This is a genomic window from Pseudomonadota bacterium (assembly GCA_010028905.1).
Lineage (GTDB): Bacteria > Vulcanimicrobiota > Xenobia > RGZZ01 > RGZZ01 > RGZZ01.
On sequence record RGZZ01000781.1, the window covers coordinates 1 to 1,500 of the forward strand.

Annotated in this window: 1 protein-coding gene; it reads left to right on the top strand. The window is 69.2% G+C overall.

The window, feature by feature from the left end:
- The first annotated feature begins 33 nt into the window (after positions 1-33).
- On the top strand, positions 34-1,320 hold the full coding sequence (locus tag EB084_25245) for a DNA repair exonuclease (GenBank protein ID NDD31570.1): 1,287 nt from the start codon (positions 34-36) through the stop codon (positions 1,318-1,320).
- Positions 1,321-1,500: the final 180 nt, after the last annotated feature.

Consider the following 1,500-nt stretch of genomic DNA (forward strand, 5'->3'; position numbering starts at 1 on the left):
CGCTCATCTCCACCCTCCCCGAGGAGGCCACGCTTGCCGTCGCTCACGTTCGTCCACACCGCCGACCTGCACCTCGACAGCCCCTTCAAAGGCGTCACGGCCGAGAATGCGCCCCACGTGAGCGAGCGCCTTCGCAGGGCCACGTTCGAGGTGTTCGAGGAGATCGTCGCGCTGTGCATCCGCGAGCGCGCCGACTTCCTGCTGGTGGCGGGCGATGTGTACGACGGCGCCGATCGCAGCCTGTATGCCCAGATGCGCTTCCGCGATGGGCTGGCGCGGCTGGCCGAGCACGGCATCCACGCGTTCGTTGTGCATGGCAACCACGATCCCCTGAGTGGATGGGCGTCTCACATCGAGTGGCCGTCCACCGTCACCGTCTTCGGCAACACCGTCGAGACCGTGCCCTTCCAGCGCGATGGGCAGACCGTCGCCGAGATCACCGGCGTCAGCTACCGCGACGCGAACGAGGGCCGCAACCTGGCGCGGCTGTTCACGCGGAACGCGGGCGACGGCGCATCTTTGCGGCCTTCCATCGGCACCGCTCCCTTCCGCGTGGGCCTGCTGCACTGCAACGTAGGTTCAGACACGGGACACGCCGCCTACGCCCCCTGCGAGCTCTCCGACCTCATCAACGCCGACATCGACTACTGGGCCCTCGGACACGTTCACCGAAACGGGGTGCTCGCCACCACGCCCACGGTCGTCTACCCAGGAAATCCCCAGGGGCGCAGCATCCGCGAGACGGGGCCGCGCGGATGCTACGTGGTGCGCGTCGACGATGCGGGCCATGTGACCCCCCGCTTCCACCCCGTAGACGCGGTGCGCTGGACCGTGGTCGACATCGCCATCGACGATCTCGATGGGATGGGCGCCCTCGACACCCGAACCTTCGCCCGCCTCGACGAGGCCCTGACCCGCGCCGAAGGACGCGCGGTCGTATGCCGCCTGCGCTTCACCGGCAGGGGGAGCCTGGCGCGAGAGCTGCGACGAAACGACGCGGTTGCCGACATCGTCTCGCGGTGTCGCGAACGCTGCAGCCGACGCGATCCGTTTCTCTGGGTCGAGAAGGTCGAGATCGACTGCCGAGACGACATCGACCGCACTGCCGCCCTCGCGCGTCCCGACCTGGTCGGCGCCGTTCTGCGACTGGCGCAGACATATCGCGAGGGCGATCTCGCTCCCCTCGACTCCCCGCTCGCCGAGCTCTATGAAAACAAGAAGTTCAAGCGCTACCTGAGCAGGCCCGACCCCGCCGAGTTGCAGCAGCGCATCGACGAGGCCGCCCTGCTCTGCGCCGATCTGCTCGAGGGGTCGCCCTGACCGGGCCCGTGCCCCGCCCTTCGCTAGGGACGGGACCCGTCCTCGCCGAACCGCCCTCACCATGAACGCCCGGCGCCGTCTCGTCCCCCTGCTCGTCGCGCTGCTCGTGATGCTGACCGTTGCCCTCGCCATCGCGGCACCCGATCCGACGCCCTCCGGGACCCAGGGCACACCTGGCCC